We start from the raw sequence: 22,866 nt of genomic DNA on the forward strand, positions 1-22,866 counted from the left end.
TGATCGCGAGGATCAGGTAGCCATGCGTATTTCAGTACATTTGCGGACTTGTTTGGAGAATCCTTAGCAGTCTGCCTTGGCTAACAGTTATTTGGGCTACCTCTGATTTTAGGCTGGCTTATGAGGAGCGCCTGTAGCCAATTCGTTTTCGCGGATGAGCTTCTTGTTGATTTTACCGACGCTGGTTTTGGGGATGTCTGCAACGAACTTAATATGTTTAGGGATTGCCCATTTGTTTATGTGCCCACTGTCCACAAACTGTTGCAAATGGGTTTCAAGAGCCTGTTGATCAATACTTTGTCCTTGCTCGCAAACCACCAGAGCCATGGGACGTTCGCCCCATTGCACATCAGGAATTCCGACTACCGCGACAGAGGTAACAGCTGCGTGCTCGCTTATCAGGCTCTCCAGTTCTAGTGAGCTAATCCACTCGCCACCGGTCTTGATCACGTCTTTGATTCGGTCCTTAATCTCCACCCCGCCGCGGGTGTCGATCGAGGCGACGTCGCCGGTATGCAACCAGCCGTCTTGCCATAGCTCGGCGCCCTTTTCCGGTTCCTTCAGGTAGCCCTGGGTCAGCCAGGGGGCCCGTACTACGACCTCGCCGAGTGACTCGCCATCGTGGGGTACGTCATGGCCGTTGGCATCGATGATTTTCAGGTCGACCATCGGCACCGGCACCCCGGTCTTGATCCTCACGGCCAACTGCGCGTCCATAGTTTGATTGAGATCTTCGGTTCGCAGGTAAGTGGTACACAGCAACGGACAGGTTTCCGACATGCCGTAACCACTGTGCACCAGCATCCCTCTGCCGGCCGCCTGCGCGGCCACACCAAGGGTCAAGGCACTACCACCCAAGAGCATTTTCCAGCCGCCGAAATCGGTCTGCGCCGCCTCGGGGCAGCCGAGGATCATCTGCAGGATGGTCGGCACGCAGTGGGAGAAGGTCACCTTTTCTTCACGATAGAGTCGAACCAGGCTGTTGGGCTCGTACCGCCCTGGGTAGACCTGCTTAATCCCCATCAGCGTCGCCACATATGGCATGCCCCAGGCATGCACATGGAACATAGGCGTGATAGGCATGTAGACATCGTTGGAACGAAGCAGCGGCAAGCCTTGGTAAGCACCCAGAGTGCCAACGGCATTGAGGGTATGCAGCACCAATTGGCGATGGCTGAAGTAGACGCCCTTGGGGTTGCCGGTGGTACCGGTGGTGTAGAAGATGGTTGCCGCAGAATTCTCGTCAAAATCTGCAAAGTCGTACGTTGCGTCTGCCTGGGACAGCAACTGTTCATATTCCCCCAGTACCGGCAGCCCGGTAGCGGGTGCGCCATCGTCACTGAGCTGGATGTAGCCCTTGACGGTGGTCAACTCGTCATGAATCTGCTCGATCAAGGGCAGGAAATCGTCATGCACTAGTACTAGGTCATCCTCGGCGTGGTTCATGGTGTAGAGCACCTGCTCCGGAGACAGACGGATATTCACCGTATGCAGCACCGCACCTAGCATCGGCACGGCGAAGAAGCACTCCAGATAGCGGTGACTGTCCCAATCCAGCAACGCCACTGTGTCGCCAGCCTTGACCCCGGCCGCAGTCAGGGCATTGGCCAGTCGGCGGATGCGCTGGTTGAGCGTCTGATAGCTGTAGCGCAGCTTGTCGGCATAGACGATCTCATGTTCGGCTTCGTAGCGCTGGCCGGACAGCAGTAGGCTCTTGATAAGCAAGGGGTAGGCGTAGGCATTTTGCGCGGGTGCAATTATTTTTGTTTTCAGCATGACGATACGTTCCAGCTCGGATTGAAGGGCTAGCCCTGCGCTGCATCCAGGGGCAGGAGTGGCACGCTCTGGGAGATATGTCCCATTAGGCATCTACAGGCTTGGATATGGGCCGCTTAGAACTGCGTGGCGTCTAACAGGTAAAGACTTTCGCTGCCGGCCTTGACCGACGCAGTCAGCGAGTGGATGCGCGGCAGGATGCGCGCAAAATAGAAGCGCGCGGTACCCAACTTGCTGGCGTAGAAGTCGTCTTGACCCTCCTTGCCCAGTGCTGTCCTGCCCATCAGTGCCCACATGTAGGCATAAGCGGTGTAACCGAACACCTGCAGATATTCGACCGAAGCGGCGCCGATTTCGTTGGGATTGGTCTTGGCCCGATTCAGCAGATCGGCGGTCATCTGTTCCAGATTGTTGATCGCGTCTTTCAGTGGATGGGTGAACTCGGCGAGCGAAAGATCGGCCGAATCAGTGAAGGCCTTGATCTCATCCGCGAAGTGTTTATAGAGCGTCCCGCCGCTACCGATCACCTTGCGCCCGATCAAGTCGAGGGCCTGGATGCCGTTGGTTCCTTCATAGATTTGAGTGATGCGGCAATCGCGTACTAGTTGCTCCTGACCCCACTCGCGAATGAAACCATGACCACCGAACACCTGCTGGCCGTGGAGAGTGGTTTCCAGGCCCATGTCGGTGAGGAAAGCTTTAGCCACCGGGGTGAGCAGCGCGACCAGTCCTTCGGCGCGCTTGCGTACGGTCGGCTCCTCGCTGAATTTGACGATATCGAGTTGCAGGGCAACGTAGCTGGAAAAAGCACGGCCGCCCTCGTTTAACGCCTTCATGGTCAGCAGCATGCGACGTACGTCGGGATGGACGATAATCGGATCAGCGATCTTGTCTTTCGCTAAAGGGCCGGTCGGCGCCCGGCTCTGAACGCGCTCGCGGGCATAGTTGATCGCGCTCTGGTAGGAACGCTCGCCAGTTGCCAGGCCTTGAATGCCGACGCCAAGGCGTTCGTAATTCATCATAGTAAACATCGCCGCCAAACCACGGTTCGGCGCGTCGATGATCCAGCCGGTGGCGCCATCGAAATTCATCACGCAGGTGCTGGAAGCCTTGATACCCATCTTGTGCTCGATCGAGCCACAAGACAGCGCATTGTGCTCGCCCAGTAGACCCTCGGCGTTGACCATGAACTTGGGCACCAAGAACAGTGATATGCCTTTCGGCCCGGCCGGTGCATCCGGCAGCTTGGCTAGCACCAGGTGAATAATGTTCTCGCTTAGGTCGTGCTCACCGCCGGTGATGAAGATCTTGGTGCCGCTGATCTTGTAACTGCCATCGGCTTGGGGGGCGGCTTTGGTGCGGATTGTCCCTAGGTCGGTGCCAGCGTGCGGTTCGGTCAAGCACATCGAGCCGGTCCAGACGCCGGCGTACATGTTCGGCAGGTATTTCTCTTTCAGCTCTTCATTGGCGTGGGCGTTGATCGACAAGCAGGCACCAGCGGTGAGCATCGAGTAGAGGCCGAATGACAGGTTGGCCGAGTTGACCATCTCTTCGACTTGCGCGGAGATCACCTTGGGCATGCCCATGCCACCGAACAGCGGGTCACCGCCGATCCCTACCCAACCGCCTTCAGCGTATGTTTTGTAGGCTTCCGGAAAACCGGCCGGAGTTTTCACCGCACCGTTGTTCCAAGTGCAGCCTTCCTCATCCCCGCTGCGGTTCAGCGGTGCGACTATACCGGCAGTGATTTTGCCGGCTTCTTCCAGAATAGCGTTGGCAGAGTCTTCATCCACCACGTCGGCCAGGGAAGGTAATTGAGCCCACAGCTTGGACACGTCGAATACTTCGTTGAGCACGAAACGCATATCGCGCAAGGGTGCCTTATAGTCAGACATGATTGAAGGAACCCATTGCAGCTCGGAAAGAGCTGACGATATAGACTTTAGGGTTAGACATCGGATACTCCGTCGGTATTGGGATCGGACTGACGCGTGACGAGAAAGAAATTGTCACGCAATGTCGCGATCAAACTTACCGTCGATTAGGACGAATGCGATGCGGCAATTTCTGGAAGATCGGTTCGACCAACCATGATTGGTCCCACGCTGAACGACGATATCGCCAGCGCTGACCGTGACCTCGCCTTCATCCATAATCAGCGTAATCTCGCCTTCTAGAATGATCCCGTAGTCAATCGTCTCTGTCCGATGCATGTATGCATGTCGCGAGGTGACCCCATCATGCGAAGAAGCGTATTCAGCACCTACTTCTGCAAATCGTGCACGTGCCTCTTCAGGCGATAGGTCATTCAAACTGTCTCCTTCTGGTGGAAAATCTACAACCCGGATTCGGGTACCGTTCGTGGGCGGGGCGAGCTTAATACCATTCTCGTGCGGTTCCGACGAAGACCGATCAATGCGAGCCGGCGTCTGCAATGTACTCCAGACTTCGTAGAAAATTGGACCAGACTCATCTCCGATATACGCAACTCGCGGAGGAGGGCCGTCTTCGGTAATGACAGCCTGACCAGCTGAGTTGTGCCCCGTGACCACGCGACGGAATGAAGGACTGTTCATGAGTTTCTCCAAGATTATTATTGTTTGGGTGCCGGGAGAGTGATTGGCTATAAGCGAATCTGACTGGATCTCGACCCTAATGGCTATCGCCGCTGCTTCAGCTAGCTGACAACGCAAATATGGAGAATATATATATTTCAGTCAAGCGCTGGTTGGGCTTCCGTTCTCGGCGAACTCATCACGCACGCTCCTTTCGCCGTAAATTGCGATGAACGGTGTAGCAAGGTGAAGCTCTAAAAACGCGGATGCACGACCCTCTTCTCGTCCAAGTGCGTGCATTGCAAGCTCGCGATGATCATTCTCGAATAGGATGCGGGGGCGTGGCTGGCTCATGAAGATTCTGCGATAACGATACGCTTGGTCATAAAGCTCGCTGCAATAGCGAAGCATGCGCTCGGATCCGCATGCGGAAATCAAGCTCATATGGAATTGCTTATGCAATCTATCAAACCCCTCATCACCCTCTGCAATCACGCCAGGCACTATGGGGATGTAGTCTTCCATTTGTTGTAGAGCCCCCAGAACTGCGGCCTCCCAAGCTGCCCCGCCTTTGCGAACCGAGAGTCTCAGGGCTTCGGATTCGATCAACGTGCGGGTGTTTATCGTGTCTCGGAAATCTTCTTGACTGGCCACGGCTGTCCGAAATCCCCGCTGTCCCAAAGCGACTACCAATCCAAGCGACGCCAGTCGGGAAAGTCCCTCACGCACCGGAGTAACGCCCAGTTTGTATCGAGCAGATAGGTCATGAATATGGAGTTTTTCACCCGGAGGCAGATCTCCACCCAAGATGGCTTTTTTCAAAACCTCCATCGCTAGCTCCGCCTGTGTTTTTGACTCTGGCACTGCGATTGTTGCGCTCATTTTTGATAGTCCGATATGTCTTGATACCCGCGCGATCGTAGAGCGGGATGAGGCGCTAAGCCATAAATCTATATATTTTGTGTATTCATTTCAATAAATTCAGGAGTAAAGTGACCAATGGCGCCCCCCAACCTCAGCAAACAATTGCCCGAGCTTGGCACATCAGGAGTGAATCTTGCCAATGACATCCACTCTCACGGACACGTTTGGACGACACATTAATTACCTACGTATGTCAGTCACCGATCGATGTGACTTTCGCTGCGTTTATTGCATGAGTGAGGAAATGACCTTTCTACCAAGGTCGAGCATTCTCACTTTGAAGGAGATTCACAACCTTGCTATTGCCTTCGTAAGAGCTGGCGTACGCAAAATCCGGTTGACTGGTGGAGAGCCGCTGATTCGACCCGGAATTGCTGCGCTATGCGAAAGTATAAAGGCCATACCAGGACTGGAGGAATTGTGCATGACGACTAACGGCTCTCGCCTGGAATCTCTAGCCGAGCCGTTGTTCAGTGCGGGTGTTGATCGACTGAACGTAAGCCTAGATAGCCTAGACCCCTCCCTATTCAAGTCACTTACTCGCACTGGGAATCTGACGTCGGTGATCAAAGGTATCGATACTGCGCGAGCCGTTGGTTTTAAAAAGATAAAGCTCAACTGCGTCATGCTGAAGGGTCGAAACGACCATGAGGTCAACGACATAGTGGCCTTCGCAATCGATCGCCAGCTAGACGTCTCGTTCATCGAAGAGATGCCATTGGGCGTGATCACCGAACACGGCCGGGAGCAGACTTTCTGCTCGAGTGCATATCTCCGCGAACGTATCAGTCAACGCTACACACTTCTTGCTTCGTCCTATACCAGTTCAGGCCCCTCCCGCTATTGGGAGGTGGCCCACGCCCCTACCACTCGAATCGGCTTCATCTCGCCCCATAGCCACAACTTCTGCGATACGTGTAATCGCATAAGGCTTACAGCTGAAGGTCGCCTACTGCTTTGCCTTGGTCACGAGAACTCGATTGATTTAAAAGCGATTTTACGCTCCGATCCAACGAATACCGACCTTGTTACCCACAGCATCCATGACGCCATGAAGCTCAAACCAAGGCAGCACCACTTTTCCAATGACAGCGTCGAAATCGTGAGATTCATGAATAGCACAGGCGGTTAACCGTCGGTCAGAAATAAATATATTTATCGGCGGCATCTGATGGTTTTTTGAAAGAGCGAACGCTCCGCAAGCTCGATTAAAAATAAATGCGTTATAAAACAGCAACTTACATAATCTATTCACTCTCTCATCTGTAGGCTATGCATAGGATTTTTGGCGACGGCCCTGTCCTTGACATAAATATATATATTTATTAATTTGGAGCTATGTCGTCGCCTGAGCACCGATGGGCCCACGGCTTCACATCCGAGACCGCGGTACGGTTGCCACAATAAAAAGTTCCACCTGTCCTAAGGATAGGAACTGGAGGTGAAATCAAGATGAAGCCTTGTGATTTTGAATACGTGCTTCCTGCCGACCTCAATGAGGCGCTTGCCGCCCTGGAAAACACTTCCGATAGGGACGCCAAGGTTCTAGCCGGCGGCCAAAGCCTCATCCCCATGATGAATTTCAGAACTCTAGCTCCTGAGGTGTTGATTGACATCAATCAATTGACCGAGTTGGACTATTGCAGAGTAGAAGGCAGAGATCTTCTGATAGGGGCGTTAACTCGCCACAACACGTTGAAAAACTGGACTGCGGCTCACGATGTGTGCCCGCTGATCCGGGACGCCTACGAACACGTCGCCCACCATACTGTCCGCAATCGAGGGACCATCGGTGGGAACCTCTCCCATGCAGATCCTGCGTCGGAAATGCCTGCAGTAATGCTCGCGTACGATGCGCAATTTGTCCTCCGATCTTCCACGTCAACCCGAACCGTCCGGGCAGATGAATTCTTCATCAGCTCGCTCCAGACCTCCATTGCTCCCAACGAGCTATTGGTGGAAATCAGAGTTCCTTTGCGTAGAACGAGTGGGTGGGCTTTCGAGGAGGTTTCAAGCCGCAAAGGTGATTTCGCAATCGTTGCGGTCGCGGTACTGATGGAGCTATCCAACGGTAAATGTATAGCGGTGTCGATTTCTTTGAGCGGAGTGACTGATAGGTCAACCCGAGTCTATGAAGCAGAAGGGGCGCTGATCGGTACTCGAGTTACGGCTGATCGCATCGATGCAGCACTGACAGCCATCGGAACATCTATTGATTTCACTGACTCTCCAGGCGTGTCGAGTGAGTACCGTAAGCATCTCGCAAATACGCTTGCGGGTCGCGCAATCAGGACTGCATTTCAGCGCGCTTCGGAGGCACAGTAACGTGAATAAGCACCCTATCCAGGTCAATGTAAACGGCATAGACCATCACGCAACAGTCGAGCCCCGACTCCTCCTATCCGACTTTCTTCGTAAGGATACGGGTCTTACCGGCATACACCTCGGATGTGAACATGGCGTATGCGGAGCCTGTATTAACGCAGCACTGACAGTCATCGCAACATCTACTGATTTCACTGAATCTCCAGGCGTTTCGAGCGAGTACCGTATAGACCTCGCAAGCACGCTAGTTGGACGTGCAATCAGAACTGCTTTTCTGCGCGCTTCGGAGGTTCAATAACGTGAATAAGCATTCGATTCAGGTCAACGTAAACGGCGTGGATCATCACGCGACGATCGAGCCTCGGCTCCTCCTATCAGACTTTCTTCGTAAGGATTTAGGTCTGACAGCCACGCATGTCGGCTGTGAACATGGCGTATGCGGTGCCTGCACGGTGATCGTCAACGGTAAATCGGTGCGCTCGTGTCTTACGTTCACCGTTCAGGTCGATCAAGCCATCGTGGAAACTGTTGAGAGTCTTGTGGCTCCTGCCGGCCAAGATCTACATCCATTGCAAGAGGCTTTCCGTAGCTGTCATGGATTGCAATGTGGATTCTGCACACCTGGCATTTTGATGACCGTGACTGAATTAATGAGAACCGGCGAAGTCCTCTCGCGTGAGGAGATCAGGGAGCACATGTCTGGCAACCTTTGCCGGTGCACTGGTTACGAGACGATCCTGGATGCGATTCAAACTGCGCTCACCTCAATCGATGTTATTCCGCACGAGGAATTGTCATGACACTCCCAGAGTCCGGAAAAAATCGTTGGGTTGGCAAAAACGTAGTGCGCCGAGAAGATTTGCGTCTGCTACTCGGCCGAGGCCGGTTCGTTGATGACATTGAGTTGCCGCGAATGGCACATGCCGCGCTTCTTCCTAGCCCTTATGCCCACGCGCGGATTGTGCGAATCGACACATCAGCTGCAAAAGCGCTGCCGGGCGTATTGTGCGTCATGACTGGAGCAGAAGTTGCGATGGTTAGTGGTCCATTACCATCGCTGAGTGGTGTCCCCGTGCCACAACATTGTATTGCGGTCGGCAAAGTTCGGCACGTAGGCGAACCAGTCGCCGTAGTAGCAGCTTTGGACCGGTACATCGCAGAAGACGCGCTCGCGCTAATCGAGGTGGAATACGAAGAACTTCCCGTTCAGGCCGATATGAAGCTTGCCGCGAATGCAACTGGAGATGGCCTGCTCCACCCAGAACTAGGGACAAACCTTGTGGCTCACCACCACTATAAGTGGGGGCCAGTCGACGAAGCTTATGCGAACGCTGCGCACGTAGTGAGACGAAGCTTCCGCTGGCCGCGCGTGGGACCACAGCCTATAGAAACCAGCGGTGCAGTTGCGTCATTTGACCCTGCTGATGGGAAATTTACTATCTGGTCCAATTTGTCGATGCCTGCGACAGTACTGCCATTACTTGCAGGCAGTCTACAGGTGGCCCCCCACCAAGTGAATTTCCCAGCATTGAATGCGGGCGGAAGTTTCGGTGGCAAAGTTGCCATGTTCCATGCACCCATAATTGCCGCAGTGTTGGCTCGCGCGATCAATCGTCCGGTCAAGTATGTGGAGGATCGGCTTGAGCACATGACCAACGGCAATCAACACGCCTCTGACCGGATTTACGAGGCCTCATTAGCCGTTGATGCCAATGGACTGTTCACTGCGCTGCACTTGGATGTAATAGACGATTACGGCGCTTATTTTCAGCTCTCGCTAGGATCACATGGCAATGCGCTTGCCCAGGCCACTGGTCCTTATCGTATTCCAGCCCTGGAATACGAAGTTCGCGCGGTGCTCACCAATAAAACCCAGCAAGCCCCCTACCGCGGCTTCGGGGGTGAGGTTGGAAATTTTGTAATCGAAAGGCTTGTAGATGCTGCAGCTGTCGAGCTTGGCATTGACCGGATCGCTCTTCGGAAAGCGAACTACATTTCCCCTTCCGAATTTCCTTACCGGCTGCCACACGGAAACATCTTTGACAGCGGTGACTATGTTCCGGTACTGACGCGTGCATTAGAACTCGCCAATATGGCCGAGCTTCAAGATCGGAAAACTTCGTTGAAGGGAACTGGTAAGCGGCTCGGCATCGGCATCTCTGCGGTAAACGAGCGAAGTGTATTGAGCGTTACCGAATTATGGTTTCTTGATCCCAATCACCCATTCCCCATATCCAGCACGCCAGAAAGCGTGCAGGTACGGATAGATGCATCTGGTTCAGCTGTAGTGACCATTTACGCGCCGAACTGGGGAAACAGTCCAGAGACAATGGTTGTGCAACTGGTAGCCGAATACATGTCAATGACACCAGATCGGGTCAATGTCATGTATGGAGATACCGACTCGGGAATGCCCTCCGTCGGTCCGGCTGGCAGCCGATACACCACGATGATCGCAGGCGCAATCGCAGGTGCAACGCGGGCCCTAAAAAGCAAGATGCTTAAGATAGCATCCCATGTTCTTGGAGGAAAAGCCGAGGAGTTTGAGGTGATGGATGAGACCGTGCGATGTATCGATCAACCTGAAAGGCAAATGAGTTTCAGCGATATCTCAACATTCGCACACTCATTCCGCTTGGCATTGCCGGAGGGCGAGGACTACAACAGCGGCTTGGTTGCGCGTTACACCTATGACCACCCTCACGCATCGCTACCTAACGCAGATCGAAGTGACTTGGGAGTCTTTTATCCGATAGTTGGCCATGCCGTTCACGTCGCCGTTGTGGAGATAGATGAGGAAACGCGGAAGGTCGAAATTGTGAAATATGTTGCGGTTCACGACGCAGGCACCGTAGTAAATCCCAAACTCATCGATGGACAAATCAGAGGCGGTATCGCCCAAGGCATAGGGACAGCTTTATACGAACAGTACCATTATGACGAGAATGGCCAGTTAAGCACGGCGTCTCTTGCAGACTACATGATCCCAACTGCCTCTGAAGTTCCTGACTTCATTGTTGATCATCTGGAGACACCATCTCCATACACGGAGTTTGGGATTAAGGGATGCGGTGAGGGAGGGCGTCTTGCCTCTATACCTGCAATTGCCTCAGCCATCGACGACGCCTTCAGTGATGTAGGCCTATTCGTTAATGAACTGCCGATGACACCCTCTCGATTGCACGATGCGCTAAGCAAACTGTCTCGATAGAACATTGAACACTACAAAGATAATAAGGCGGTAAAAATCCATGGACATGAATGGTGAACGACTAATTATAGCTTCCCGCACCGATGTCTGGGCTGCTTTAAATGATATTGAGATATTGAGGGCATGCATTCCTGGCTGCGAGAAAATTGAAAGTGTCTCACCGACGCAGATGAATGCGAGTGCAGCCTTAAGGGTGGGCCCCATCACCGCGAAGCTACAAGGCAGCGTCACATTATCGGACATACTGCCGCCAGTTGGTTACAAGCTAAGTTTCTCCGGACAAGGAGCTGCGGGTTTTGCAAAAGGTAGCGCAACGGTTGAGCTTGTTGAGCAAGGAGAGGCAACCTTGCTGCGGTATACGGCAGCGACGCAGATCGGTGGAAAGTTAGCCCAGTTGGGCGGTCGCCTGATTGATTCGACAGCTAAAGCCATGACTGAACAGTTCTTTAAAAAATTCGCAACAACTATAGAGATGCCTGCACTTGCGAACGAAATAGAATCTGTAAACAACGGCGAACAAGAACGAGATCTTCGTACAGTTGAGGATAACTCTCGCGGCAGCACATGGTTTACTGCTTTTTGGTTGTGGTTGAAGCGTGTGCTTAGTAATCAATAATTACGGAGCAATAATAGTTCCTCGCTAGCTCGCGAATAATCGCCCCAATGCTTCGTGCACTAAATATGCGTGACAAACTTTATCGCCTAAAAAAACTAATCCAACGGAGCGAAAAATGAAACTTGGAACGTTAAAGGATACTAGCAAAGACGGCCGTTTGGTGGTTGTATCCGCGGACTTAAAGCGCGCGGTAATGGTAACGCGCATCGCCGACAAACTCATTGATGCTATCGCACGCTGGGACATCACCGAACCTGAACTTCGCCAGGTTTATGTCAAGTTAAATAATGGCAGCATCGCAGAGGCATTCGATTTAGATGATCGGTTGCTGGCCGCCCCCTTTCCTCGCACTTATCAATGGTTGGACGGCTCGGCCTTTATGAATCACGGCGAGCTTATGATAGAAGCATTTAAACTTGAAAAGTTTCCTCTAGACCGCATAACTCCATGGATGTACCAAGGTGCATCTGATGATTTTATCGGACCTCGAGACAACATTGTTCTTCCATCAGAAGATGACAATATTGACTTTGAGGGCGAGTTTGCAGTTGTTGTGGATGATGTGCCTATGGGCACAACAGCGGCCGAGGCAGAGGGTCATATCAAATTAGTCATGCTACTCAACGATGTGAGCTTACGAGCTTTGGCGCCCCGTGAGATGGCAACCGGTTTTGGGTTTCTTCAATCGAAACCCTCTACTAGTTTTGCGCCGGTCGCAGTATCACCGGATGTGCTGGGCTCAGCATGGAGCAACGGTCGACTGTCCCTTGATCTTAATGTCGAATGGAACGGACAACGTGTGGGTAATCCCAACGGTTGCGAAATGGATTTTGACTTTCTGCAACTGATTGAGCATGCAGCGAGAACCCGCCGCCTGAGTGCAGGCACCATCATCGGCTCAGGAACACTATCAAATCGTGATCGATCACGCGGCTCCGCAACAATAGCGGAAAAGCGCGCCATCGAAAAATTTGATCAGGGTGAAATCAAAACGAACTTCATGAAATTTGGAGATAAAGTTCGAATGGAAGTTTTTCATCCAAACGGAGAAAGTGTCTTTGGCGCTATAGATCAATACATATCTCGTCTCCGTTAAAAGAATTAATAAGCAATCGCCTTGTTGCAAATCAAGCTATTGTCGGCACTGCTAGCCAAGGCGCTTGCAACCTATTTAATTGAGTTCCAACCAAAGATTGCTCGGATCAAATAGATAGCTCGCTTTACGTTTCGCGCGTTGCGCGATGTCAAAACGCTTGAACAATAAAAATAAAATGGAGCACCGTAATGAACGTAATCACAAAAGAACAAGCATCAGGTATTATCGCCTGTTTGTGCCGATCAGTGGTCTACGCGCTCATGTTTTGCCTATCGAGTTATTCGCTCGTGGCTCAAAGCACTGAGAATGGGAATTCACAGTGGCCATCTGGTGTGCAAAGCGTTATGGCTGCAATTATGCCGCAACCAGGACAGACCCAGTTCTACAGCTACACACAGTACTATCATGCCGATAAATTTGTCGATTCAAAAGGGCGAGAAATGGTGCCCGATTTCAAACTAGACGTGGTGGCGACGGCCGCAAGAGTGATGCATACGTGGGACACAAACGTTAATGGATGGAACCTCAGTACTGGAGCAACCTTTGCTGGTAACTCCATCGATATAGACGCAGCTGGAACGCACGATAAGACTGCGGGCTTGAACTACGCATATTTAAATCTGTTGTATTTTACATATCAGCTGGGCGATCTACATTTCATGTTCGGCCCCAGCCTATACGTCCCCCTGGGACGCTTTGATAAAAATCGCTTAGCTAATCCTTCGTACAACTATTATGGATATAGTGCGGAAGCTGCAGTTACCTACACTCCGACTCCACGCTTGGAAATGTCCGCCCAATCTGTAGTCGTCTTTAACTCAAAAAACCATGACACTAATTATCGCTCAGGCGGGGTAATAAATACTGATTTCGACGTTAATTACTCTTTCTTCAAAGATCTACCACAGCTTCAATTTGGCCTCGCCGGTTTTTACACTCAACAGATACAAGACGACAAGCTTGATGACGATACTGTTGGAGACGGCAATCGTCTCAGGAAATTTGGAGTCGGACCGCAGATTTTATGGTATTTCAATCAGGCAGCTGGTATTGCGGTAAAATGGCAACATGAGCTTGGTGTTAAAAATGGTCCAGAAGGCGATAAGATCTGGGTGCAATTTTCTTTTCCGCTTTGAATTAAATCCTGATTCCTAATCGACTAACAACACTACTTATTTATCGTTTACTGGATTCTCTGGTGAGAAACGACTATGTCCGAGATCGATTCGTTATTGAGTTCCATTAGTTCTGCCCAGTCTGAAGGGTATGATCTCGTAATGGCAACTGTAGTCAAAACTGAAGGATCGGCGTATCGCAGGCCAGGCGCAAGGATGCTAATTTTTCCTCAAGGCAGGACCATAGGCACCGTAAGCGGCGGCTGCCTTGAAAGCGACGTTGCTAGGAAAGCTTGGTGGATGACATCTTCTACCGGACGGATTTTACGCAGTTATTCAACAGGGGATACTGAGGATGATGGAGATGACGCCGAACTCACGTTCGGCCTAGGCTGCAACGGAACAATACATTTGATTCTTGAACGGATTTCGCCCGGACACGTTCCCCTATCGGTAGAAATGCTTCAACAAGCTCAGCTCATTCGAATGCCTGCAGCTGTCGCCACGATCCTCAACGCTCCCGATCTAGAAACAGGTGCAACCGCGGCATTGGGACCACTGGGTGAGTTCAAATCAGAGATAAATAATGCCCATTTTAATTTATCGATAATGAAATGCCTCAAGGAAACGTTGCAAGAGCAGCGCTCTACACTAAGGCACTTGGTCCAGGAGGGTATCGCCAGAGAGGTTTTCTTTGAATTCATTCCAGCACCTGTCAGGTTGGTCATCTTCGGAGCAGGACATGATGTGCCACCACTGGTGCGTATCGCTAAAACACAGGGGTGGCATGTCAGCGTTATAGACTCGAGACCTCATTTTGCCCGGCGCAATGCATTTCCCGAGGCGGACGAGGTCAAGTGTGTGCAGTTTCAGGACGCTGACGCTCTTGAAGCACTTGTCGCAGATGCTGCGGTCGTGGTGATGACACACAGTCTAAAGCAAGATACTTACTGGTTGGCGCTCGCGCTAAGGTATAAGGCTGCTTACATCGGGCAGTTGGGCCCTAGGAGCCGAACTGAGCGACTGTTAGCAGATATTGATTCAGCCTTGGATAACGAGGATTTGAAGCGACTTCATTCTCCGGTTGGATTGGATTTAGGTGGCGATAATCCTGCTAGCATTGCATTAGCTATTACCGGAGAAATATTGGCTTTCTGTAATAGGTACAACGGTAAATCTATGAAAGACAAAGATCGTGAATGGACAGCGTTGCTAGGGTGATATCCACACGCTTACCCACACAAGCCCTCAGCATCCGATTGAATCACCACCAGCCCAAGCTCTTGGATACGGCCCAAGACGGTCGGCCATGCAAGAGCGTATTGCTTAGCTATGAATCGTCCCCATCGCTGAGGACGTAGTCCTAGCCATCCCACTCTACCGCTTTGAGTTGGCGATCAATTCAACTTGTTGATCGGCATGGTATGACGAGCGCACCAATGGTCCGGATGCAATATTTTTGAAGCCCATGCGGCTACCTGCCTCCGCGAACCAGGCAAATTCGTCCGGATGAACGAAACGCTGAACTGGCAAATGATTACGCGAAGGCTGTAGGTATTGGCCAAGGGTAAGCATGTCAATGTCATGCTCACGCAGGCGTCTCATGACATCCATGACTTCTTCATTGGTTTCCCCAAGTCCCAGCATGAGACCTGACTTGGTCGGTACATTCGGTACTAGCAGCTTGAACTTTTGCAAGAGATCCAGGGACCACTCGAAATCCGAACCCGGTCGTACCGCTTTATACAGCCGCGGTACAGTCTCGAGGTTGTGGTTGAATACGTCAGGTGGCTCACTGGTTGTTATCTGCAAGGCGACGTCCATACGGCCACGATAATCCGGGACCAAGGTCTCCAGCTGGACACCTGGCGATAGCTTACGGATTTCGCGAAGGCAATCGACAAAGTGCTGGGCGCCACCATCGCGCAAGTCATCGCGATCGACCGAGGTAATGACCACGTATTTCAGGCGCAGGTCAGCAATGGCAATCGCCAAGTTGCGGGGTTCATCAGCGTCTAAGGGTTTCGGGCGACCGTGACCGACATCGCAGAACGGACAGCGACGGGTGCAGATGTCACCCATGATCATGAAGGTTGCCGTGCCTCCAGAAAAACACTCACCTAGGTTCGGACAGGACGCTTCTTCGCAGACACTATGTAGTTTGTGTTTACGAAGAATTTGCTTAACTCGTTCTACCTCGGGACTGACGGGAATTTGTACTCGTATCCAATCCGGCTTACGTGGAAATTCATCGGTTGGAATAATTTTGACCGGAATCCGAGCGACCTTTTCCGCGCCACGTAATTTAACACCTGCCTCCACTTTCACTTGGGACGTTTGGAATGGTTTTTGTAATGTGCTCATACGCTCTCCATCAACTCATAACGTTGAGGCATCAGCCTCGGAAGTAGCGCTGTGGTACAAACGGTGCTTTGGCAATTTTCATCGGAATATGTTTTCCGCGCACTACCGCCCAGACATCGTCGTTGCTTAAAAAGTGGGCACTGTTCACATAGCCCATCGCTAAAGGGGCATTTAGCGTGGGGCCGAAACCTCCACTGCAAACCGTCCCGATAACATCGCCAGCTTTATCAATAATCTGTGCACCTTCACGAACAGGCGTACGCTCTTGCGGCAAGAGGCCTACACGCTTGCGGCTAACGCCTCCTTGTTGCTGAGCGAATACGGTTTCTGCGCCCGGGAAACCACCCGCACGTGCGCCATCGGCACGACGCGACTTAGATATGGCCCACAACAAGCTTGCTTCGATCGGGGTGGTATCAATGCTCATGTCGTGACCGTAGAGGCACAGGCCCGCTTCCAGGCGCAGTGAGTCACGGGCGCCGAGGCCGATGGCCGCGACTTCCGGTTCGGCCAGGAGGGCGCGAGCCAGGGCTTCGGCGCTGGCGGCCGGCACGGAGATTTCGAAACCGTCTTCACCGGTGTAGCCCGAGCGGCTGACAAAGCAGTCCACACCCAGCAGCTTCACGCGGGCGAACTGCATGAAGGTCATCTTCGCCACTTCAGGCGCCAGGCGCGCGAGCACGGTGACGGCCGCCGGACCTTGCAACGCCAGCAGCGCGCGCTCTTCAAACAGCGGCTCGATGGTGCACTGATCACCGATGTGCTGACGCAGGTGCGCCAGGTCCTGATCCTTGCAGGCGGCGTTGACCACCAGGAACAGTTCGTCGTTACCGAGGTTGGCGACCATCAGGTCATCGAGGATGCCGCCGGTCTCGTTGGTGAACATGGCGTAACGCTGCATGCCCACCGGCAGGTCGATGATGTCCACCGGCACCAGGGTTTCCAGGGCCTTGGCGGCATTGGCGCCGGTCAGGCGGATCTGGCCCATGTGCGAGACATCGAACAGCCCGGCCTGATCACGGGTGTGCTGGTGCTCTTTCATCACGCCCAGCGGGTATTGCACCGGCATGTCGTAGCCGGCGAACGGCACCATGCGGGCGCCGAGTTCGATGTGCAGTGCGTGCAACGGGGTTTTCAACAGTTGTTCGGTGGACATATCCAGCTCCTGAAAAAGTGTGCGGATGCAGTGAGCGCGCATCAGCACTCGATAATGTTGACCGCCAAACCGCCACGGGCGGTTTCCTTGTATTTGCTTTTCATGTCGGCGCCGGTCTGGCGCATGGTGCGGATGACTTTGTCGAGGGAGACGAAGTGTTGACCGTCGCCGCGCAGGGCCATGCGCACCGCATTGATGGCTTTTACCGAACCCATGGCGTTACGTTCGATGCAGGGCACCTGCACGAGCCCGCCAATCGGGTCGCAGGTCAGGCCGAGGTTGTGTTCCATGCCGATTTCGGCGGCGTTTTCCACTTGCTGCACGGTGCCGCCCAGTACTTCGCACAAGGCGCCAGCCGCCATCGAGCAAGCCACGCCGACCTCGCCCTGACAGCCGACTTCGGCGCCGGAGATCGAGGCGTTTTCTTTGTAGAGAATGCCGATGGCGGCGGCCGTCAGCAGAAAACGAACGACGCCGTCTTCGTTGGCGCCGGGGATGAAGCGCATGTAGTAATGCAAAACCGCCGGGACGATGCCCGCTGCACCGTTGGTGGGCGCGGTAACCACACGCCCGCCGTTGGCGTTTTCCTCGTTGACCGCCAGGGCATACAGATTGACCCAGTCCAGCACCGACAGCGGATCGCGCAACGACGATTCAGGGTTCTTGCACAGTTGCCGATGCAGCGCTGCCGCCCGACGTTTAACCTTCAAACCGCCCGGCAGGATGCCTTCGTTCCTGCAACCGGCGGCGACGCAGTCCTGCATCACTTGCCAGATGTTCAGCAGGCCGGCGCGGGTTTCCGCTTCCGGGCGCCAGGCACTCTCGTTGGTCAGCATCACCTGGCTGATCGACAGGCCATAGGTGGTGCAGTGGCCGAGCAGGTCCTTGGCGCTTTTGAACGGGAAGGTCAGCGGCGTGGCGTCTTCGACGATGCGGTCGGCGCCGGCGGCGTCTTCATCGACCACGAAACCGCCGCCAACCGAGTAGTACTCGCGGCTGCGGATCTGCAGGCCCGCTGTGTCGAAGGCGCGAAAGATCATGCCGTTGGGGTGATAGGGCAATGGTTTACGGATCATCGCCAGGTGTTCTTTCTCGTTGAACGCAATGCTGTGTTCGCCGAGCAGGTTCAAGCGACCGTTGCCGCGAATCTCTTGCAGACGGGCGGCGACGGTCTCGGTGTTCACGGTGTCCGGGTGTTCACCTTCCAGGCCCAGCAACACAGCCTTGTCGCTGCCGTGTCCTTTGCCGGTAGCGCCGAGCGAGCCGTAGAGCTCGACTTTGACGCAGGTGGTGGCGGTCAGCAGCCCTTCATGGCGCATGCCTTCGACAAAACGTGCAGCGGCGCGCATCGGGCCGACAGTGTGGGAACTGGAAGGGCCGATGCCAATTTTAAACAGGTCGAACACGCTTAACGACATGGTTGTTCTCCGGTTTCTTATTAGACGAATTGGCGCGATCTTCGGTTTGACACATAATTTTGTGGGAGCGGATTAACCGCCTCACGTTTGGTGATTCGTGGCATCGAATGATTCCAAAATGAAGTCCTAGCGCAGGAACGGACCAGCTCGTTCCTGCGCTTATTGAGTTCAGTAACTCAGCTGCGATACACCGGGAAGTCGCTGCACAAGGTTGCGACTTGTCGGGCGATGTGGGCCTCGACATCAGCATCGCCGAGGTGGTTGAGGATGTCGCAGATCCAGCCAGCCACTTCGATACACTGGGCCTCCTTGAAGCCGCGGCTGGTAATCGCTGGTGTGCCGATGCGCAACCCGGAGGTCACAAACGGCGACTGTGGATCGTTGGGTACGGCGTTCTTGTTCACCGTAATGCCGACGCGACCTAGGGACGCATCGGCGTCCTTGCCGGTCAGACGCTGCCGGATCAGGCTGACCAGGAACAGATGGTTGTCGGTACCACCGGACACTACGTCGTAACCGCGCTCAATAAATACCTTCGCCATGGCTTGGGCATTGCGGATTACTTGCGCCTGATAGGACTTAAACTCCGGCTCCAACGCCTCCTTGAAGCACACCGCTTTGGCCGCGATCACGTGCATCAGTGGGCCACCTTGGCCACCGGGGAACACGGCGGCATTGAGCTTTTTCTCCAGTTCCGGGTTGGCCTTGGCGAGGATCAAGCCGCCACGTGGCCCGCGCAGGGTCTTGTGCGTGGTGGTGGTGACCACGTCGGCAAAAGGAAGCGGATTCGGGTACAACCCGACCGCCACCAGCCCGGCGAAATGGGCCATGTCGACGAACAAGTAAGCACCGACCTTGTCGGCGATTTGGCGGAAGCGCGGAAAGTCCAGGGTTTTGGAGTAAGCCGAGAAGCCGGCAATGATCATTTTCGGCTGGTGTTCGACGGCCAAGCGCTCGACTTCATCGTAGTCGATCAGTCCGGTACGGACGTCGATACCGTACTCCTTAGCGTTGTAGAGTTTGCCGGAAAAACTCACTTTAGCGCCGTGGGTCAAATGCCCGCCATGGGCCAGGCTCATGCCCAGCACAGTGTCACCGGCTTGGAGCAGCGCCAAGAACACTGCCGCGTTGGCTTGGCTACCGGAGTGCGGTTGGACGTTTGCGTAATCCGCGCCGAACAATTGCTTTGCGCGGTCGATGGCCAGTTGTTCGACCACGTCGACGTGCTCGCAACCACCGTAATAGCGTTTGCCGGGATAGCCTTCGGCATACTTGTTGGTCAGGCCGCTGCCTTGCGCCTCCATCACCCGTTGACTCGTGTAGTTTTCCGAGGCGATCAACTCGATATGATGTTCTTGCCGCACGTCCTCGGCGTTAATCGCGGCTAGCAGTTCGTCGTCGTAGCCTTTGATCTGGTCGTGTTTGCTAAACATGGTGTGATCCTCTGTTGTTTTCAGGCGTAGTCGGCGATGGACGGGCAGGCACAGATCAGGTTGCGATCGCCAAACACGTTGTCCACCCGGCCAACCGGCGGCCAGTACTTGGCGTCGACCAAGGTGTAGAGCGGGTAAACCGCCTTCTCGCGGCTGTACGGGTGCGACCACTTGCCAACCAGTTCCGCCGCGGTGTGCGGGGCGTTTTTCAGCGGGTTGTCATCCCTGTCCATGGTGCCGTTTTCCACCGCACGGATTTCTTCGCGGATACGGATCATGGCGTCGCAGAAGCGGTCGAGTTCTTCCTTGGATTCACTTTCGGTCGGCTCGATCATCAGCGTGCCGGCTACAGGGAACGACATGGTCGGGGCATGGAAGCCGAAGTCGATCAGGCGCTTGGCCACGTCGTCGACGCTGATACCGCTGCTGTCCTTGAGCGGGCGCAGATCCAGGATGCACTCGTGCGCCACCAGACCGTTGCTACCGGTGTACAGCACCGGGTAGTGCTCTTCGAGCTGACGAGAAATGTAGTTGGCGTTGAGGATCGCCAACTGTGAAGCGCGCTTGAGACCCGCGCCACCCATCATGCGGATGTACATCCAGGTGATCGGCAGAATGCTCGCGCTGCCGAACGGTGCCGCACAGACCGCGCCTTCCTTGCGTTTCATCTTGCCGTGGCCCGGCAGGAACGGCGTCAGGTGCGACTTGACGCCAATCGGGCCGACGCCTGGGCCTCCACCGCCGTGGGGAATGCAGAAAGTCTTGTGCAGATTCAGATGCGAGACGTCGCCGCCAAACTTGCCAGGCGCGCAGAGACCGACCATGGCATTCATGTTGGCGCCGTCGATGTACACCTGACCGCCGTGGTCATGAATGATGTCGCAGATTTCGCGGATCCCTTCTTCGAACACGCCGTGGGTCGACGGGTAGGTGATCATCAGCGCGGCGAGGTGTTCGCGGTGCTCGATGGCCTTGGCGCGCAGGTCTTCGATGTCGACGTTGCCAAGAGCATCGCAGGCGGTCACCACGACTCTCATACCAGCCATTTGCGCGGTGGCCGGGTTGGTGCCGTGGGCAGACGACGGGATCAGGCAGATGTCGCGACGGTCTTCGCCACGGCTCCGGTGATAGGCGCGGATGGCCAGCAGGCCGGCGTATTCGCCTTGGGAACCGGCGTTCGGCTGCAGCGAGACCGAGTCGTAACCGGTGGCAGCGCAGAGCATCGCTTCCAGTTCATCCGTCAGTTGCTGGTAGCCGGCGCTTTGCTCGGCCGGAGCGAACGGGTGCAGGGCGCCGAACTCGGCCCAGGTCACAGGGATCATTTCACTGGCAGCATTGAGTTTCATGGTGCACGAGCCCAGCGGGATCATGGTGCGATCCAATGCCAGGTCCTTGTCCGCCAACTTGCGCAGGTAGCGCATCAGCTCAGTTTCCGAGTGATAACGGTTGAACACCGGGTGACTGAGGATTCGAGATTTGCGCACCAAGGCCACTGGGATGGTGCTTTGCACGCTCGCAGCAAGAGCGGCGAAGTCCGGCAGCGCGCTGCCTTCAGCCAGCAAACTCCACAGATTCTCAACGTCGGCCTGGGTGCTGGTTTCATCGAGAGACAAGCCCAGACGTTCAGCATCCACGACGCGCAGGTTGATCTGTTGTGAATGAGCCCGCACGTGCAAGGATGAGGTTTGCCCGCCAGTTTTGATCGTCAGCGTGTCGAAGAAATTGGCTTGTTCGACGTTCAAACCCAAAGTGCTTAAACCTTTGGCCAGAATCGCGGTCAGGTGATGCACACGCTGGGCAATCTGCGTCAGGCCTTTCGGGCCGTGGTACACGGCGTACATGCTGGCGATGTTGGCCAGCAGCACTTGCGCGGTGCAGATGTTGCTGGTGGCTTTCTCGCGGCGGATATGTTGCTCGCGGGTCTGCATCGCCAGGCGCAGCGCCGGCTCGCCGAAGCGATCCACCGAGACACCGACCAGACGGCCCGGCATGTCACGCTTGAACGTTTCCTGGGTGGAAAAGTACGCGGCGTGCGGGCCACCGAAGCCCAGTGGCACACCGAAGCGTTGGGCGCTGCCGATGGCCACGTCAGCGCCAAATTCGCCCGGCGCGGCCAGAAGGGTCAGGGCCAGCAGGTCGGCGGCCACCGCGACCAGCGCGTTGGCGGCATGGAATCGCTCGGTCAGCTCGCGATAGTCGAACAGGTAACCATTGCTCGCCGGGTATTGCAGCAATGCGCCGAAGAACGGTGTCACGTCGCTCAGGTCACGCTCGTCACCAACTACTACGTCGATGCCCAGCGGCTCTGCACGGGTGCGCAGCACGTCAAGGGTTTGCGGGTGGCAATGCACGGAGGCAAAGAACGCCTGGCTACCTTTGTTCTTGCTCAGGCGCTTGCAGAAGGTCATGGCTTCGGCGGCGGCGGTGGCTTCGTCGAGCAGCGAGGCGTTGGCGATCGGCAGGCCGGTGAGGTCGCTGATCAGGGTCTGGAAGTTCAGCAGCGCTTCGAGGCGACCCTGGGAAATTTCCGGCTGGTATGGGGTGTAAGCGGTGTACCAGGCCGGGTTCTCCAGCAGGTTGCGCAGGATCGGCGACGGCGTGTAGGTACCGTAGTAACCCTGGCCGATGAAGGTCTTGAACAACTGGTTCTCGCCTGCGATGGCCTTGATTGCGGCGAGGGCGTCAGCTTCGCTCAGGCCGTCCTCGAAACCGAGCACGCTGGTACCTTTGATACTGTCCGGAATCACGCTCGCAGTCAGCTCTTCCAGGGATTCAAAACCGAGACTCAGGAGCATGGCTTGCTCGTCATCGGCACGAGGGCCGATATGGCGAGCGATGAATTCATTACGGGTGTCGACGAGGAGCGCAGTCATGGGC

At 54.6% G+C, this 22,866-nt stretch carries 18 protein-coding genes; 9 read left to right on the forward strand and 9 right to left on the reverse strand.

Annotation, left to right across the window (positions count from 1 at the left end; genetic code table 11):
• Positions 1-108: 108 nt before the first annotated feature.
• The 4 genes from KW846_RS11075 to KW846_RS11090 form a co-directional block, all read right to left on the reverse strand.
• A complete protein-coding gene (locus KW846_RS11075; RefSeq protein WP_218482262.1) occupies positions 109-1,776 on the reverse strand; it encodes a fatty acid--CoA ligase in 1,668 nt (555 codons plus the stop codon).
• 116 nt (positions 1,777-1,892) lie between these two features.
• Positions 1,893-3,671 carry an acyl-CoA dehydrogenase C-terminal domain-containing protein gene (locus tag KW846_RS11080; protein ID WP_218482263.1) on the reverse strand — a complete coding sequence of 593 codons (1,779 nt, stop codon included), beginning with the start codon at positions 3,669-3,671 and terminating at the stop codon, positions 1,893-1,895.
• A 114-nt stretch (positions 3,672-3,785) separates the two neighbouring features.
• Complete coding sequence (locus KW846_RS11085) at positions 3,786-4,352, reverse strand: cupin domain-containing protein (RefSeq protein ID WP_218482264.1); 567 nt, start codon at positions 4,350-4,352, stop codon at positions 3,786-3,788.
• A gap of 141 nt (positions 4,353-4,493) precedes the next feature.
• Positions 4,494-5,213 carry a GntR family transcriptional regulator gene (locus KW846_RS11090; RefSeq protein ID WP_218482265.1) on the reverse strand — a complete coding sequence of 240 codons (720 nt, stop codon included), beginning with the start codon at positions 5,211-5,213 and terminating at the stop codon, positions 4,494-4,496.
• 181 nt (positions 5,214-5,394) lie between these two features.
• Between KW846_RS11090 and moaA the strand changes: the two genes are divergently transcribed.
• The 9 genes from moaA (at position 5,395) to KW846_RS11135 (ending at position 14,839) form a co-directional block, all read left to right on the forward strand.
• Complete coding sequence (moaA, locus tag KW846_RS11095) at positions 5,395-6,387, forward strand: GTP 3',8-cyclase MoaA (RefSeq protein ID WP_218482266.1); 993 nt, start codon at positions 5,395-5,397, stop codon at positions 6,385-6,387.
• A 320-nt stretch (positions 6,388-6,707) separates the two neighbouring features.
• Complete coding sequence (locus KW846_RS11100) at positions 6,708-7,580, forward strand: xanthine dehydrogenase family protein subunit M (protein WP_218482267.1); 873 nt, start codon at positions 6,708-6,710, stop codon at positions 7,578-7,580.
• Position 7,581: 1 nt separating this feature from the next.
• Positions 7,582-7,878 (forward strand): 2Fe-2S iron-sulfur cluster-binding protein, encoded by a 297-nt coding sequence (locus tag KW846_RS11105; RefSeq protein WP_218482268.1) that lies wholly within the window; start codon positions 7,582-7,584, stop codon positions 7,876-7,878.
• A gap of 1 nt (position 7,879) precedes the next feature.
• On the forward strand, positions 7,880-8,380 hold the full coding sequence (locus KW846_RS11110) for a (2Fe-2S)-binding protein (protein WP_218482269.1): 501 nt from the start codon (positions 7,880-7,882) through the stop codon (positions 8,378-8,380).
• Entirely contained in the window at positions 8,377-10,791 is a 2,415-nt protein-coding gene (locus KW846_RS11115; protein WP_218482270.1) for a xanthine dehydrogenase family protein molybdopterin-binding subunit, read from the forward strand. The genes KW846_RS11110 and KW846_RS11115 overlap by 4 nt, the downstream gene beginning before the upstream one ends.
• Before the next feature lie 40 nt (positions 10,792-10,831).
• A complete protein-coding gene (locus KW846_RS11120) occupies positions 10,832-11,407 on the forward strand; it encodes a carbon monoxide dehydrogenase subunit G (protein WP_218482271.1) in 576 nt (191 codons plus the stop codon).
• 115 nt (positions 11,408-11,522) lie between these two features.
• Complete coding sequence (locus KW846_RS11125; RefSeq protein WP_218482272.1) at positions 11,523-12,503, forward strand: fumarylacetoacetate hydrolase family protein; 981 nt, start codon at positions 11,523-11,525, stop codon at positions 12,501-12,503.
• A gap of 188 nt (positions 12,504-12,691) precedes the next feature.
• Positions 12,692-13,639, forward strand: coding sequence for a transporter (locus KW846_RS11130; protein WP_218482273.1), 948 nt, complete (start codon positions 12,692-12,694; stop codon positions 13,637-13,639).
• Positions 13,640-13,714: 75 nt separating this feature from the next.
• On the forward strand, positions 13,715-14,839 hold the full coding sequence (locus tag KW846_RS11135) for an XdhC family protein (protein WP_218482274.1): 1,125 nt from the start codon (positions 13,715-13,717) through the stop codon (positions 14,837-14,839).
• A gap of 156 nt (positions 14,840-14,995) precedes the next feature.
• Here KW846_RS11135 and lipA read toward each other — a convergent pair whose 3' ends face one another.
• From lipA to gcvP, 5 genes are all read right to left on the reverse strand, one after another.
• Positions 14,996-15,982 carry a lipoyl synthase gene (gene lipA, locus KW846_RS11140; protein WP_218482275.1) on the reverse strand — a complete coding sequence of 329 codons (987 nt, stop codon included), beginning with the start codon at positions 15,980-15,982 and terminating at the stop codon, positions 14,996-14,998.
• A 31-nt stretch (positions 15,983-16,013) separates the two neighbouring features.
• Positions 16,014-17,138 (reverse strand): glycine cleavage system aminomethyltransferase GcvT, encoded by a 1,125-nt coding sequence (gcvT, locus tag KW846_RS11145; protein ID WP_218482276.1) that lies wholly within the window; start codon positions 17,136-17,138, stop codon positions 16,014-16,016.
• A 41-nt stretch (positions 17,139-17,179) separates the two neighbouring features.
• Positions 17,180-18,556, reverse strand: a complete 1,377-nt coding sequence (locus KW846_RS11150) for an L-serine ammonia-lyase (protein ID WP_218482277.1) — start codon at positions 18,554-18,556, stop codon at positions 17,180-17,182.
• Positions 18,557-18,732: 176 nt separating this feature from the next.
• Positions 18,733-19,989, reverse strand: coding sequence for a serine hydroxymethyltransferase (gene glyA, locus KW846_RS11155; protein ID WP_218482278.1), 1,257 nt, complete (start codon positions 19,987-19,989; stop codon positions 18,733-18,735).
• Positions 19,990-20,009: 20 nt separating this feature from the next.
• Positions 20,010-22,862: an aminomethyl-transferring glycine dehydrogenase gene (gene gcvP, locus KW846_RS11160; protein WP_218482279.1), complete on the reverse strand. Its 2,853-nt coding sequence runs from the start codon at positions 22,860-22,862 to the stop codon at positions 20,010-20,012.
• Positions 22,863-22,866 lie beyond the last annotated feature (4 nt).

The sequence above is a fragment of the Pseudomonas sp. PDM32 genome (assembly GCF_019219225.1).
GTDB lineage: Bacteria > Pseudomonadota > Gammaproteobacteria > Pseudomonadales > Pseudomonadaceae > Aquipseudomonas > Aquipseudomonas laurylsulfatiphila.

Coding starts and splice junctions, on each gene's coding strand:
- KW846_RS11150 (WP_218482277.1), bottom strand. CDS start 18,556: ATGTCGTTAAGCGTGTTCGACCTGTTTAAAATTGGCATCGGCCCTTCC.
- KW846_RS11080 (WP_218482263.1), bottom strand. CDS start 3,671: ATGTCTGACTATAAGGCACCCTTGCGCGATATGCGTTTCGTGCTCAAC.
- KW846_RS11085 (WP_218482264.1), bottom strand. CDS start 4,352: ATGAACAGTCCTTCATTCCGTCGCGTGGTCACGGGGCACAACTCAGCT.
- KW846_RS11135 (WP_218482274.1), top strand. CDS start 13,715: ATGTCCGAGATCGATTCGTTATTGAGTTCCATTAGTTCTGCCCAGTCT.
- KW846_RS11075 (WP_218482262.1), bottom strand. CDS start 1,776: ATGCTGAAAACAAAAATAATTGCACCCGCGCAAAATGCCTACGCCTAC.
- lipA (WP_218482275.1), bottom strand. CDS start 15,982: ATGAGCACATTACAAAAACCATTCCAAACGTCCCAAGTGAAAGTGGAG.
- KW846_RS11090 (WP_218482265.1), bottom strand. CDS start 5,213: ATGAGCGCAACAATCGCAGTGCCAGAGTCAAAAACACAGGCGGAGCTA.
- KW846_RS11120 (WP_218482271.1), top strand. CDS start 10,832: ATGGACATGAATGGTGAACGACTAATTATAGCTTCCCGCACCGATGTC.
- moaA (WP_218482266.1), top strand. CDS start 5,395: ATGACATCCACTCTCACGGACACGTTTGGACGACACATTAATTACCTA.
- gcvP (WP_218482279.1), bottom strand. CDS start 22,862: ATGACTGCGCTCCTCGTCGACACCCGTAATGAATTCATCGCTCGCCAT.
- KW846_RS11125 (WP_218482272.1), top strand. CDS start 11,523: ATGAAACTTGGAACGTTAAAGGATACTAGCAAAGACGGCCGTTTGGTG.
- KW846_RS11100 (WP_218482267.1), top strand. CDS start 6,708: ATGAAGCCTTGTGATTTTGAATACGTGCTTCCTGCCGACCTCAATGAG.
- KW846_RS11130 (WP_218482273.1), top strand. CDS start 12,692: ATGAACGTAATCACAAAAGAACAAGCATCAGGTATTATCGCCTGTTTG.
- KW846_RS11115 (WP_218482270.1), top strand. CDS start 8,377: ATGACACTCCCAGAGTCCGGAAAAAATCGTTGGGTTGGCAAAAACGTA.
- glyA (WP_218482278.1), bottom strand. CDS start 19,989: ATGTTTAGCAAACACGACCAGATCAAAGGCTACGACGACGAACTGCTA.
- gcvT (WP_218482276.1), bottom strand. CDS start 17,138: ATGTCCACCGAACAACTGTTGAAAACCCCGTTGCACGCACTGCACATC.